We start from the raw sequence: 13,674 nt of genomic DNA, 5'->3' as shown, positions 1-13,674 counted from the left end.
TCCTCCAACTCCTGTTGCTTATTCACCCATTATTGTAACAAATCTTGTTACAATAATGGTAACATCTCCCTCGCATAAATAGTACTCAAAAAGAATACACTTATTTTGCGCATTCATGTGCCTGTTTTAAAAAGATATCTCCCAAGCTCCCCAAGCTTATTTTACGACGGCATCCGTAAATGGTATAATGTAAAGTCCCCCATAACAGATAGCAAGGCATTGTACATTACATTTTTATGCTTATAAAATAGCTGGTTAAAACCATCATTATACTAATTTTAACCCCTAATGTTGTTACCAATAGTTCTTGGCATTTGAAGGCGTTCATAAGCGGCATTTTTATTTCTTTTTTTACTTTTTTACCCCTACATTATTATGATACGCAAGAAAATCGTTTTATTTGTTTCAACAGAAACAGATTTGAAATGAAAAAAATTTACGATATTTGAAATTTTTATTCAATATTTACAATGATAAATTATCATTATAAATCAATAAATTGCATTATAAAAATAGAAATAAAAATTTCTTTTTCACATAAAGTTTCTCGTAAGAACACCTTTCTTGTGCCAATAATATCAAATGATGACAAATTTAGTATAGTGCTTTAAAGCACCCAATGCAATAAAACTTGCATATTGGATACTCTTCTTATGATGCTCTCCATAATTCCCAAAAGACCTTTCTTTCATCAGAACAGCTATAGAAGAGAAAACAAAAATTATCTGTTCTCATATAAAGATTTGTTTAATTTCTTTACATTCCAGATCATCTAGAAATGTTAAAAATATCTCCCCTTTTGGTATCCGCTTATTTACCTCATCAGAAGTCAAAAGATCGCTTTTGCATTATTCTTCTCCACTCAATTTTTTAATATTATTATAAAAATAAATACATGGTCACATCTGCTTTGAAAAAATAAAACAAGCATTCGCTATTTAAATAATAACTGTCAAACATTTTAAAAATCGCATATTTTAAATCGCACATTTTAATGTGCTTTTTTATTTCCCTGCATTGAGTAAAATTTCACGTTTTCCCACATGATTAGCGGCTCCAACAATGCCTTTTTCTTCCATCCGCTCAACAAGAGAAGCTGCTTTATTATAGCCGATTGAAAGTCGGCGCTGAATATAAGATGTTGAACATTTTTTATCACGCATAACAATCTTTAAAGCTTGATTATAAAGCTCCTCTCCCTCTTCATCAAAATTTTCTTCCTCAGAAACTTCAACCGTTGAATCGGCAGAAGCATCCTCTTTGTTATCGTCTTCGTTATCTGTGACGGTTGCTAAATAATCAGGTTTTCCTTGCAGTTTAAGATGTGCAACAATAGATTCAACTTCTTCATCAGAGACAAAAGGTCCATGAACGCGTACAATACGCCCCCCACCTGCCATATGAAGCATATCTCCTTGACCTAAAAGCGTTTCAGCACCTTGTTCACCTAGGATCGTACGACTGTCAATTTTTGATGTCACTTGAAAAGAAATGCGGGTAGGAAAGTTCGCTTTAATTGTCCCTGTGATAACATCAACAGAAGGGCGCTGCGTTGCCATAATAAGATGAATACCAGCCGCACGCGCCATTTGTGCTAAGCGCTGAATGGCATTCTCTATTTCTTTCCCTGCCACCATCATGAGATCAGCCATCTCATCAACAATCACAACAATATAAGGAAGCTGCGTAAGATCCATGGCTTCTTCATGATAAAGCATTTCTCCTGTTTCCTTATCAAAACCCGACTGTACAGTACACATGATCGTCTCACCTTTTTGAGCCGCAAGTGCAACGCGTGCATTAAAACCATCAATATTACGTACACCTAACTTAGCCATTTTGCGATAACGCTCCTCCATTTCACGAACCGCCCATTTTAAAGCTGTTACCGCTTTTTTAGGATCTGTTACAACAGGTGTTAAAAGATGTGGAATGCCATCATAAACAGAGAGCTCTAGCATTTTAGGATCAACCATGATCAAACGACACTGTTTTGGTGTCATACGATAAAGAATCGACAAAATCATTGTATTAATTGCTACAGACTTGCCTGATCCTGTTGTTCCTGCAACCAATAAATGAGGCATTTTTGCTAATTCTGCAATGACCGGCTCACCACTAATCCCTTTCCCCAAAGCAAGAGCAAGTTTAAATTCACTTTCACGAAAAGAACGTGTTTGAATTAATTCCCGTAGATAAACGGTTTCACGAACCGCATTGGGTAACTCAATCCCAATAACATTCCGTCCAGGAATAACAGCAACGCGTGTAGAAATAGCAGACATAGAACGCGCAATATCATCAGAAAGATTAATAACGCGCGATGACTTTACACCCGCAGCAGGCTCAAATTCATACATTGTAACCACTGGCCCTGGATGCACATGAATAATTTCACCCTTAATGCCAAAATCTTCCAAAACACTTTCCAAAAGCCCAGCACCGCGTTCCAATGTTTCCTGAGGAATCATCGTACCTTCATGAAAAACAGGTTCCTGTAATAAATTGATCGGAGGAAACTCATAAACATCACTGTCAATAGATTGAATATTTTGCATAAAAGCAGAATCATAATTGCTTAATGGCACGCGGGTAGATTGCAATATTTTCGTTTTACGATTTGCTTGCATCACAGACAAATCTTTTGAATTCGGTGTGACATTCTTTGTTATACAATCGACAATATTATTGGTTTTTTTCGTCTCTATACTAGCCTCAGAATCGCTTAGTGCCTCAGTATCGTTTAACGCCCTTGCATTACTTAACGTATGAGCGGAATCTTCAACAGAAAGCTTAGAATGACACTCTTTAGTAATATCATTATTCGTATGCATTAAATCAGAAATTTGCTCAACGCCTCGCATCCTTTCCGCTGGAGATTCTGATGTAATTGAATCATAGAGTTGCGGAAAGCGGTATTCAAGAACACGGTAAAGAGCAGTTATTGACTCATCAAAGGCAGAAGGGATATCGGATGTAATTTCATTTGTCGTGTCAATCGATGTTTCATCCTCTTTTGAAGTTTGAGTATCCATATGTTCAAATATCAAAGATACGCATTCAAAAAATGCATCATCGGAAAGATGCCAAGCAGGATTCATTTTTTGTAGCACATTTTCTACTTGTAATTTATGCTCTTGTTTATCCTCCTCAAGTGGGATATTTGCTGACGGTATACGAGTAGCTTGTCGTGACAACTGCTTCAAAACTGTTGAATGACAAACCGACGTTTTATTTTCTATTGATTGAGGATTAATGACTTTTTTTGTCGATGGAGCGTTTGTTGTTTTCTTATTACAACGTACAATATCTGTATCTGTAATTTTTTTTTGATCTTGCTTCGTAAAAATTTTAAACTGTTTTGCAAAAACTGGATCTGTTTCTATACGACGACGCAAAATCTCAACTTCTGGAGTTCGCGTGAAACGGACATTTTTTCCGAGGGTAAATGCCTTTTTCCATACTTCCGGATAAGGAAATATCTCAGTAATCTTAATAGATAAATCTTCTCTTGATGCACCTTTCGTACCATCATCAGAAAAAGAAGACGCAGAAATAGATTTTGTTTTCGAATTATGCATGGCACCCAACAAATTTATAGCAATGAGAAAAATAACCTTTTCAAAAAGAATTCGTAGAAACTATCATACGAAGGTTAATAACCTTTTGCTGATGGTTACTTTTTAATGAAAAAAATAATGCCATAATGCATATTCATAATCTCTCTTCTGCATATTTACGATATAAATTGTCTATAGCTCTCTTTCTCTCTCATTTCATAAAAGCAATTAGTCCTAATAATACAAATGGGTATATAAGCATTGCTCTGTTGAATTCTCCATGCTCAGTTATCATGATACAATCTAATTTCTCGCGTTTTTATAAGATTACCCTTGTTATCCTCGTTTAAAACGGCTTAGACTAAGATAATCATAATTAAATAAACACAAATAGAAAAAAGGGAGTGAATTATGTTTAATAAACGGAAATTTTATATCAATGGTCTATGGGAGGACCCAAGCACTCCTCACGATTTTGACGTCATTAATCCATCAACAGAAGAGGCTTGTGCTGTCATTAGCCTTGGAAGTACAGAAGATGCCGATAAAGCAATTAACGCAGCTAAAGAAGCGTTTCAAAAATGGAAAACATCGTCACCAAGTGAGCGTCTTGGGTTCGTTGAAAAAATTCTAAATATCTATGAAAAACGCTCTAAAGAGATGGCAAAAACCATTTCAATGGAAATGGGAGCACCAATTGATATGGCACTTAATGCGCAAACCGCAACTGGCAGTTCCCACATTCGCAATTTTATCGAAGCTTATAAAGAGTTCTCGTTCCAAGAAACTTTAATAAAGGGAAATGAACAAGCAATTCTTCACTACGACCCTATCGGCGTCGTAGGATTAATTACGCCATGGAATTGGCCCATGAATCAAGTAACTCTTAAAGTTATCCCTGCTCTCTTGGCTGGCTGTACCATGGTATTAAAGCCCTCTGAAATTGCGCCTCTTTCTGCTATGCTTTTTGCTGAATTTTTAGATGAAGCTGCGCTCCCTGCCGGTGTTTTTAATTTAATCAATGGTGATGGTACAACTGTCGGCTCTTACCTCTCAGCACATCCAGATCTAGAAATGATTAGCTTTACTGGTTCAACTAGAGCAGGAAAAGATATTTCTAAAAATGCTAGCGCTACTTTAAAAAGAGTCTGTCTGGAACTTGGGGGAAAAGGAGCGAATATTATCTTTGCTGATGCCGACTCAGATGCTATTCAACGTGGTGTGCGACATTGCTTTTATAATAGTGGACAAAGCTGTAATGCACCCACTCGTATGCTTGTGGAACAAAGCATCTATGACAAAGCCATAAAAATAGCTAAAGATATTGCAGAAACAACAAAAGTAGGACCAAATTGCCAAGAAGGAAATCATATTGGTCCCGTCGTTTCAAAAAAACAATATGATAAAATTCAAGATCTTATCCAATCGGGAATTGATGATGGTGCAACTCTTGTTGCAGGCGGAACTGGTTTACCAAGAGGAATTGAACGCGGTTATTATGTCCGTCCAACAGTCTTTGCTGATGTAAAACCTCATATGCGTATTTTCAAAGAAGAAATCTTTGGTCCAGTTCTCTCGATTCTTGCTTTTAATACAGAAGAAGAAGCTGTCGCTTTAACGAATGACACTGAGTATGGTCTTACAAACTATATTCAATCACAAGATCGCAACAAATGTCGTCGTATTGCGGCACAAGTACGCTCTGGTATGGTAGAAGTTAACGGACATGGATTACCCAGTGGAAGCTATTTTGGAGGTGTAAAATTTTCTGGACGCGCCCGTGAAGGGGGACATTGGGGAATTAAAGAATTCCTCGATAGTAAAGCAATTTCGTACTGGTAAAATCTTATTAAAAACTTAATAGGAATCGTATGGTAATACAAAAAATAACGGATGAAGGTGCTCTTGGGCAACGTCTTGATCAGTGGCTAGCAAAACAATATCATAATGTGTTCTCACGTTCACGTTTGCAAACCCTCATCCGTGAAGGCTATCTTAAAATTGATGGTCAATTCATAAAAGAACCAAAAACAAAATTAAGACCTAAGCAAATAATTGAATTGGCAATGCCTGACCTTCGTGATGCAGAACCTAGTGCTGAAGCTATTGCATTGGACATCCTTTTTGAAGATGATCATATCATTGTTATTAACAAACCAGCAGGTCTTGTTGTTCATCCTGGCAATGGAAATTGGACCGGTACGTTGGTTAATGCCCTTATCTATCACTGCGGTAATAGTTTATCTGGTATAGGTGGTGTTAAACGCCCCGGCATTGTCCATCGTCTCGATAAAAATACAAGTGGTGTTATGGTTGTTGCAAAAAATGATCTGGCTCATAAAAGTCTCAGTGCTCAATTTTCTGATCATGGACGTACCTGTGCATTAGACCGACGCTATCATGCCTTGATTTGGGGGACACCTCACCGCAATGTTTGGACAATTGATGCATCACTTGGCCGTTCGCCCCACAACCGAACAAAGCAAGCTGTTATCCATAAGCAAAACCCTTATGCTCGTCATGCTGTTACACATTTTTCTTTGCTAGAAAAATATGGCTCTCATGCAGACTCAACATCTTTTGCTAGCCTTCTGGAATGTCGCTTGGAAACTGGACGCACCCATCAAATCCGTGTTCATATGGCTCATATTGGGCATCCACTCATAGGCGATACAGTTTATGGAAACGCTTTTAAAACAAAATCAAACGCATTCAACCCCACTATTAGAAATGCAATCGATCAATTCAACAGACAGGCACTTCATGCCGCAAGTCTCACTTTTGAACACCCTTCTACCGGTAAAGTTATGTCGTTTTCCGCACCACTACCTCAAGATATGGCTAAACTTATTAAGCATTTTAAAAAAATGAATTGAAACTTTTCTCCTTCTCAAGATTTCACAATAAAATATCTTTTTTTGAACAAAATTGAAAAATATGCTAAAGTGAATGTGCACAGGTATTACTATCTGAAACATAGAATTTGCCTTATCAGGGAATTCAGACAAAAGGAGGGTGCTATTATGGCCCATATGAATTTGTTATCAGTAACCACAAGCGATGGCGGATTAAACCGTTATTTGGAAGAAGTACGTCGTTTTCCAATGCTTGATCCAAAAGAAGAATATATGTTAGCTCAACGTTACCGTGAGCATAATGATTTAAAAGCAGCGCATAGGCTAGTAACCAGTCATTTGCGTCTTGTAGCTAAAATCGCGATGGGATATCGCGGCTATGGACTCCCCATTGGGGAAGTCATTTCAGAAGGCAATGTTGGACTCATGCAAGCTGTTAAGCGTTTTGAGCCAGAACGTGGTTTTCGTCTTGCAACCTATGCAATATGGTGGATTAAAGCATCAATCCAAGAATATGTATTGCGGTCTTGGAGTTTGGTGAAGATGGGGACAACAGCTAATCAAAAGCGCTTGTTTTTTAACCTTCGTAAATTAAAAAGTAAACTTCAAGCACTTGATAACGGTGATCTCAATGCAGAACAAGTAAAAGAAATTGCAACTCAGTTGAATGTCTCAGAAGATGAAGTTATATCAATGAACCGCCGACTTGGTGGTGACACTTCACTCAACGCACCCCTTCGTACAAAAGAAGGGGAAAACAGCGAGTTGCAAGATTGGTTGGTGGATGAATCTAACGATCAAGAACAAGTTTTAATTGAAAAAAGTGAATTGGAGAATCGTCGTTCCATGCTTATAAATGCCATGGACAATCTCAATGAACGTGAAAAACGTATATTCAAAGCACGTCGTTTAAACGATATACCATTAACTCTAGAAGAACTCTCTGGTGAATTTAACATTAGTCGAGAACGAGTAAGGCAAATTGAAATGCGTGCATTTGAAAAAGTGCAAAATTCTATCAGAGATTCCGCTTTATCTCAAAGTCAAATATAAGACTCTAGAATTAGGTATGAAGCCAATTGTTTGCGCATTTTTAAAGTAGAAATGAGAAAAGCGTATGTTGGCTTTGTACTTGTAAATTAGTCTGTAGAATCCTTTGAGTTATAGTATACAATTTTATTGAGCGTGTTTGATATAACTAATAAAAATCAATATCGAGAAATAACCTTTTATTTTATTTGCATCTATGTTTTATTTTTCTGATCAAGAACTGTTAACTTATCTTGTTGTGCAAGCCATTGTCCAATAACTTTATTGAAAATAGACTCACCTGTTGGCCCTTTTGCAAAAGTTAATTCATTTATACGTCCGTTTTTATCCGTTAACACTAAACGCACCCAATCTAATTCTCGCATCAATTGCAAATTTCGATCAAGAAATGGATGATTACCACTCAATGCAACAAGAAAAAAATCATCGTTAATTTTTGTAGAAATAGTTCTTACTAAAGGCTGCCCAATAGATTGTTCACTTGCTTTAAAGGTTAATGCTTGAACACTGCTTATAGCTTTACCTGAGAATTTATCAGAAAGAATAAAAATAAGATCCATAATATATGCAGCAGGAAATGACCGATCGGTATTGCGACGTAAAATTAACCGTAATGATAGCCCTTCATCAGGAATTGTTATATCACCTTGTATGGCTGTTTCTTCTGGAGCCCCCTTCACATAAGACTCCTTTATAAGCGTCCAGCGAACACTTCCGGTTGCTATCTTTTCTGCATCATAATTTGTACGTGCTTGATAAAAAACAGCTTCACCTAATTTATCAAGCGATTGCAAATTGCTGGAAACAACGGTTGAAACTCCTTCTTCATCCGAAGAATCTGTCGCTTGTTTTAAACCGACATCAATTTCACTCCCATCCTCTAATAAACGTTGTGTTAACTTTCTCTTAACCGAAAGTGCCTTTGGTACTTCGTGAGAAACTTGAAGATTTTCTCCTAACACTTGATGATCATTTGATACAAATACACGCCCACCAATAAAAAAAATACCAATAGTAAAAACAGCAAAACTAACAATAGAAACAGCACTTATCACAATACGCCTTTGCACCAATGATTTATTAGCACGACGTAAAGCCTGAGAAAAAATATGCGAAACAATATGAGGATTATCTTCTTGCGACGAAGAAATCTTTAACTCACAGCTATTAACATGCTGAGAAGGTACATCAGCCTCCATATTAACAGGCTCTGCATCTGGTATATCTGATACCCAAGGCTCATCAAATAACTTGCTATCCTTTGGATGTGTAACAAAATCCTGCTTTCTTTTTATGTCTACCACTGAAAATTCATTATTCTTTTGTAATATAGTTTTTTTTGTATATTTCTTATCTTCATTTATATTTGTGGAATCCCACCCAATAACTGAAGAAAGCAACTTCTTTTCAACTGCTAAATATTCTTCTTCAACAGTTGCAATAGCACTCTGAAGAATCTTTCTTTGTTCATCTGCTATTGCTTGTGGTATTTTTGCTGTTACAAATTGATATTCTAGTGTTTCGATAGCCCGTTTATAAATCCGCTTACGCACTTGTGGTGTAACATTATTTTGTGCATTAATTGCCTTTTTTAAGATTCCAACGAAATCTACCATTTCCTCTATAATCTCTCTTAAACTAAGCAAAGAAACCCTAGCACTCAGGCTAAAACGGCTTTATTTTAGGCTCATAAGTTTATTGTCATTTATATTGGTACAACTATTGTCATAGTGTAAAATGAATATGAAAAATAAACAATGTCATTTTACACCTTTCTTTCACGCACTCTTAAAAACTCTTTTTGTTAAAAGATATAGAAGTGAACAAAAGATCTATATGGAAACCTAAAAATAATAATCAATTTGCAAAAGGATCTGTAATAAGAATAGTATCTTCACGTTCTGGACTCGTAGATAATAAAGCCACTTTTGTGTTAATCAGTTCTTCAATATAGCGTATATATTTAACAGCTTGCATTGGTAAATCTTCCCACCTCAATGCATGGGCTGTTTTTTCCTTCCAACCTTCTAATGTTTCATAAATAGGCTTCACACGGGCTTGGGCTCCCATGGAAGAAGGTAAATAATCAATCCTTCTACCATCAAGCTCGTAACCAATACAAACTTTTATTTCATCCAAACCATCCAAAACATCAAGTTTTGTCAATGCTATACCTTGAACACCGCAAACTACTACCATCTGACGGACTAAGACAGCATCAAACCAACCACATCGACGCTTTCGACCCGTTACAACACCAAATTCATGCCCACGCACTCCCAGAAATTCACCAATATCATTTATCTGCTCTGTAGGAAAAGGTCCTTCTCCAACACGTGTGGTATACGCTTTTGTAATACCCAAAACATAATGAATTGCACTAGGTCCCATCCCTGAACCTGTACATGCCTGCCCAGCAACCGTATTCGATGATGTTACGTACGGATAAGTCCCAAAATCATTATCGAGTAAAGCACCTTGCGCACCTTCAAAAAGAATGTGTTTTCCTCCTCGATAACCTTCATCTAAAAGACGCCACGTACAATCCATAAAGGGCAAAACTTTATCCGCAACTTGCATCAATTCATCATAAAGCGCTTGAGAATCAATCTCTACAACACCCATCCCACGACGCAAAGCATTATGATGCCTCAAAAGCCGCTCAATCTTAGCCATAAGTGTATCTTTTTCTGCTAAATCCATCACTCGGATAGCACGACGTCCCACCTTATCTTCATAAGCCGGTCCAATACCACGCTTTGTTGTACCAATCTTTAAACCAGATAAACCGCTTTCTCGAATTGCATCAAGATCACGATGCAAAGAAAGAATCAAAGGAGCATTTTCAGCAATACGTAAAATTTCCGGTGTGATTTTCACGCCCTGATCACGTAGCTTTTTTAACTCTGCTACAAAATGATGGGGATCAACTACAACACCATTCCCAATAATTGATAACTTCCCACGAACTAGACCCGATGGTAAAAGTGATAATTTATAACTAACTCCATCAATAACCAATGTGTGGCCAGCATTATGCCCCCCCTGATATCTCACCACGATATCTGCTCGCTCAGACAACCAATCTACAATTTTACCTTTGCCTTCATCACCCCATTGTGTACCGACAACAACTACATTGGCCATAACTTTCTCCGTCGTGTTTAGTCAAAAAAACCAGCATTCAAAAACAAACACTTCTTTATAACGAAACCTTAGAGCAAGTGCGACTCCTCATTTCAGATTTTTCTCAATCTTCAAGTTATTAAATTTTCAAATTTTAACGATAAGCAAATATCAAAATATTTTAAATCTGTCATTTTTGCTACAAAAAGTAAAAAAATAGAGATTTTAATTTGTGCGTATCCAACACCTGACAGAGCATTTATTCCTCCTCTTAATCTTTTACAATTCATGTAATATTTAGAGGCTGTTTGTCTGATACAAGAATACGAAAGATCATCATAATCTCTCGTATCCTTTTTCTGTTAAAAAACACCCTGTGAAAATCACCAGTAATTATTTAAAGCTGTGCTTTTTCAAATTGGAACGCCCACTCAAGCCATTGTGTTAAAATTTCAAGATCGGAAGCCTCAATTGTTATACCCGCCCAAATTCGAAGCCCCGGAGGAGCATCGCGATACGAACCAATATCATAAGCAACTCCTTCCTCATCAAGACGTTTCACAACCGCTTTTATGAAAGATACTCGCTTTTCCGTATCCAAAGCAGTAATCACTGGATCCACAATATCTAAACAAATAGCGGTGTTAGAACGCACTTCAGGATCTTTTGCCAAATATTCTAGCCATGGTGTTTTGCTAACAAAAGCATCAAGTACAGAAAAGTTTTTCTCCACCCGTGCTCTTAATGCCGCTGCACCTCCTAGAGATTTTGCCCACTTCAACCCATCAAGAAAATCCTCAACACAAAGCATAGAAGGTGTATTGATTATCTTTCCTTTAAAAATATCTTCGTTCAATTTTCCATTTTTTGTCATATAGAAAAGTTGAGGCATAGGCCAAGCTGGAACATAATTCTCAAGCCTCTCAACAGCACGAGGACTTAAAATCACCATACCATGCGCAGCCTCACCTCCCAAAACTTTCTGCCATGAAAAAGTAACAACATCTAATTTTGAAAAATCAAGATATTGCGCAAAAGCTGCAGATGTTGCATCACAAATGGTCAATCCAGCCCGCTTATGGGGAATGAAATCTGCATTAGGAATACGCACACCAGAAGTGGTCCCATTCCATGTAAAAACAACATCACGATCAAAGTCAAGTTGTGTTAAATCTGGTATTTCACCATAAGGAGCTTCAAAACGACGCACATCAGAAAGCTTTAATTGCTCGACAACATCTTTATTCCACCCAAATCCAAAACTTTCCCACGCCGCCATATCAATGCCACGCTCACCTAATAGAGACCATAGAGCAGCCTCAACAGCACCGGTATCTGAACCTGGCATAATTCCTATACGATGATCAGAAGGAACCTCAAGAATCTCACGGGTTAAATTAATAACTTCAGCAAGTTTTAATTCTGCTTCTCTAGATCTATGTGAACGCCCAACTAATGCATTTTTAAGAACATCAAGAGTCCAACCAGGCCGTTTGCTACAAGGACCTGAAGAAAAATTAGTATTATTGGGACGACTGCTTGGTTTGTGTAACATTATCATTATTTCTCCCCTTTTAGATGTTTTTTTCTTTATAAAGAAAAACAAATTATTATAAAGACTAATCAATAATCTTTTTAGAAAAAAGTCAAAAATATTTTCTATTATTTCGTATGCTTAAAATTCACTGAAACTTTATTAAAAAAAACTTTCTTAATCATGCTTCTCGATTGATTCTTTTAATTTTTTGTATCATCACCACGATAAGACATTATTCTACTAACAATACACTAACACGTCCAATATGCCTATCAAATTTATTTTATGATAAAGATTCATTGATAAGTCTCTAGAATAGGGAGATAAACTTATTAAAAAATCAATTATTTTTCTTTTGATGACTGGACAGAGAAAATTTTAATGTTATAACCGCAAGCGCTTTATATTTTTTATGAAGCATGCCCAGATAGCTCAGTTGGTAGAGCAGCGGACTGAAAATCCGCGTGTCCGTGGTTCGAATCCGCGTCTGGGCACCACTTTTTATTTTTTCTTATTTAGTATCTTGTTTTATTATATTTTTAAAACATGATGGATTCGTAAATAAAGGTTAGGGAATAGGATTTTGTGACATGCTTCTCAATTATTGCGAATCAGTTTTTTTAAAGGGCATAATCAACTTCTTAATTAAATAAATCTGAATGCGTACCTGTCCTATCAAAATGGATACGCTTTTCATCAACTATATAAATTAATAACCAATCGGGTTCTATATGAAGATCTCGACGAGGCTTCTAGTTTCCTTGTAATGTATGATCATTTAAAATAGATAGCAATTGCTTCTTATGAATTAGAAGTTGCATCACTCCTGTGAACTTTCGCATATCTTTTCCACGCTTTTTTGCTCATTTTACATCCTTTTTAAACTTTCCTGAATAACTCACTGAACGCATAATCAGATATCCAGTTGCTTAATCAAATCAGCAATATTTTCAGCATAAAAAAACATCTTCATTGCTATCGCTTTTATGAAAAATTTCAAGCGTTTCTTTATTGAGTATCTTATTATTTTCAACGTACACACAAATAAGATCACGTAAAATTTGAGATGCTGGACGGTGTTTTATTTCAGCTATAGCCATAAATGCGCTTTTTAGATTCATATCTACTTTAGCTGCTATAAGTCACTTTTTTCACTCATAATATTTCCTCTTTAAGAATTTTAATGATTAACATTATTTAGCTTAGTTAAAACATTTAACTTAGTTAAACATAGTGTTACTTATCATTAATATTAATTTCTTTTCTTAAAGAAAAAGTTTTTCAACTTTTTGTTAGCTACTTTTTGAGGTGTGAGAAGATACTTTCTAGAGTATCCATAAAGCGGGCAAAATCGATAATAAACACAAAGACAATGAAGGCAATCAATTTCATGATGCGTGACATCATCTTTAAGCCTTGATAGGTCTCTATCATCTCGTGAAGAAGCTGTTGTTCTTTTTCTGTAAGATCTTTATCTTTGCTGCTTCGTTTCTTGACCATCTTTCCAACCACATAAATGGGCTCCCTGCTTGTTATGCTTCAAAAT

9 protein-coding genes, 1 tRNA gene and 1 pseudogene are annotated in these 13,674 nt (G+C 36.5%); 4 read left to right on the top strand and 7 right to left on the bottom strand.

The genetic code is table 11. The annotated features are described in order from the left end of the window. Positions 1-1,004: 1,004 nt before the first annotated feature. On the bottom strand, positions 1,005-3,581 hold the full coding sequence (locus tag ACFIKD_RS02795; protein WP_375647167.1) for a DNA translocase FtsK: 2,577 nt from the start codon (positions 3,579-3,581) through the stop codon (positions 1,005-1,007). A 390-nt stretch (positions 3,582-3,971) separates the two neighbouring features. Here ACFIKD_RS02795 and ACFIKD_RS02790 point away from each other — a divergent pair, with 390 nt between their 5' ends. From ACFIKD_RS02790 to rpoH, 3 genes are all read left to right on the top strand, one after another. Continuing rightward, the gene (locus tag ACFIKD_RS02790) at positions 3,972-5,402 is read left to right on the top strand and encodes an aldehyde dehydrogenase family protein (protein WP_375647166.1); all 1,431 of its coding nucleotides are present in this window, start codon (positions 3,972-3,974) and stop codon (positions 5,400-5,402) included. A 29-nt stretch (positions 5,403-5,431) separates the two neighbouring features. Continuing rightward, the gene (locus ACFIKD_RS02785; RefSeq protein WP_375644545.1) at positions 5,432-6,436 is read left to right on the top strand and encodes an RluA family pseudouridine synthase; all 1,005 of its coding nucleotides are present in this window, start codon (positions 5,432-5,434) and stop codon (positions 6,434-6,436) included. Between the two features lie 147 nt (positions 6,437-6,583). Beyond that, positions 6,584-7,468 (top strand): RNA polymerase sigma factor RpoH, encoded by an 885-nt coding sequence (gene rpoH, locus ACFIKD_RS02780; RefSeq protein ID WP_375635825.1) that lies wholly within the window; start codon positions 6,584-6,586, stop codon positions 7,466-7,468. Positions 7,469-7,659: 191 nt separating this feature from the next. On the opposite strand, the gene ACFIKD_RS02775 is transcribed toward rpoH, so the two are convergent. From ACFIKD_RS02775 to ACFIKD_RS02765, 3 genes are all read right to left on the bottom strand, one after another. Then, on the bottom strand, positions 7,660-9,081 hold the full coding sequence (locus ACFIKD_RS02775) for a hypothetical protein (RefSeq protein ID WP_375644544.1): 1,422 nt from the start codon (positions 9,079-9,081) through the stop codon (positions 7,660-7,662). Between the two features lie 241 nt (positions 9,082-9,322). After that, on the bottom strand, positions 9,323-10,612 hold the full coding sequence (locus ACFIKD_RS02770) for an adenylosuccinate synthase (protein WP_375635827.1): 1,290 nt from the start codon (positions 10,610-10,612) through the stop codon (positions 9,323-9,325). Positions 10,613-10,988: 376 nt separating this feature from the next. Further along, positions 10,989-12,152: a phosphoserine transaminase gene (locus tag ACFIKD_RS02765; protein WP_375647164.1), complete on the bottom strand. Its 1,164-nt coding sequence runs from the start codon at positions 12,150-12,152 to the stop codon at positions 10,989-10,991. A 397-nt stretch (positions 12,153-12,549) separates the two neighbouring features. Here ACFIKD_RS02765 and ACFIKD_RS02760 point away from each other — a divergent pair. Further along, positions 12,550-12,625 (top strand) — tRNA-Phe (locus ACFIKD_RS02760). 144 nt (positions 12,626-12,769) lie between these two features. On the opposite strand, the pseudogene ACFIKD_RS02755 reads toward ACFIKD_RS02760, so the two are convergent. From ACFIKD_RS02755 to ACFIKD_RS02745, 3 genes and pseudogenes are all read right to left on the bottom strand, one after another. Further along, positions 12,770-12,862, bottom strand: a pseudogene (locus tag ACFIKD_RS02755) (type II toxin-antitoxin system mRNA interferase toxin, RelE/StbE family); the annotation flags it as partial. 216 nt (positions 12,863-13,078) lie between these two features. After that, a complete protein-coding gene (locus tag ACFIKD_RS02750) occupies positions 13,079-13,228 on the bottom strand; it encodes a hypothetical protein (protein ID WP_375635829.1) in 150 nt (49 codons plus the stop codon). A 196-nt stretch (positions 13,229-13,424) separates the two neighbouring features. Next, positions 13,425-13,640, bottom strand: a complete 216-nt coding sequence (locus ACFIKD_RS02745; protein WP_375647163.1) for a hypothetical protein — start codon at positions 13,638-13,640, stop codon at positions 13,425-13,427. Positions 13,641-13,674 lie beyond the last annotated feature (34 nt).

The organism is Bartonella sp. CR84HXZ, assembly GCF_042194535.1.
In the GTDB taxonomy this organism is placed as follows: Bacteria; Pseudomonadota; Alphaproteobacteria; order Rhizobiales; family Rhizobiaceae; genus Bartonella; species Bartonella grahamii.
Note: the sequence above shows the minus strand (reverse complement) of the source record. Positions and strands in the feature narration are given on the sequence as shown.